Here is a 601-nt window from a genome sequence, read left to right on the forward strand (position 1 = left end):
GGTGATCTGATCAACTCTGGCCGTCTTGTTGCCAAGAATGATGCCACACTCAAGGTTGATGGCAAAGTGACCAACAGCGGCGATATTGCCAGTGAAGGTGCGCTGACGCTGAGCAATACCTCTGGCGCTGCCACCGGTGCGTTCACCAATACAAAAGATGCCAAGCTTCGGGCGGCCAGTATTGAGGCTGCGGTTGCCTCTGTTGCCAATGATGGTCTGATCGGCTCTGCAGAAGGTTCTGTGAGCCTGAGCAGTCAGGCTGGCGTTGCAAACAGCGGCGAGCTGCTGGCCAAGGACGGCCTGAGCCTCACTCTTGCCGGTGATCTGACCAACAGCGGGACGTTGCTTGCTGAACAGGCTCTGGTGATTGCAGGTCTTGGCTCTGATGCTGCCATTGACGCACTGAGCAATGCAGCTGGCGGTGAGATCAAAGCGTCTACGGTGACAGCACGGGTGTCCTCTCTGGAGAACCATGGCCTGATTGGCGCCGTGAACGGAACTTTAAAACTCACCAACTCTGGTGATCTGATCAACTCTGGCCGTCTTGTTGCCAAGAATGATGCCACACTCAAGGTTGATGGCAAAGTGACCAACAGCGGCG

1 protein-coding gene is annotated in these 601 nt (G+C 55.9%); it reads left to right on the forward strand.

From position 1 onward, the window contains the following. A partial coding sequence (locus PsAD37_RS20665) for a hypothetical protein (RefSeq protein WP_153039820.1) occupies window positions 1-601 on the forward strand: 601 nt, incomplete at both ends.

The organism is Pseudovibrio sp. Ad37, from assembly GCF_001623075.1.
Lineage (GTDB): Bacteria > Pseudomonadota > Alphaproteobacteria > Rhizobiales > Stappiaceae > Pseudovibrio.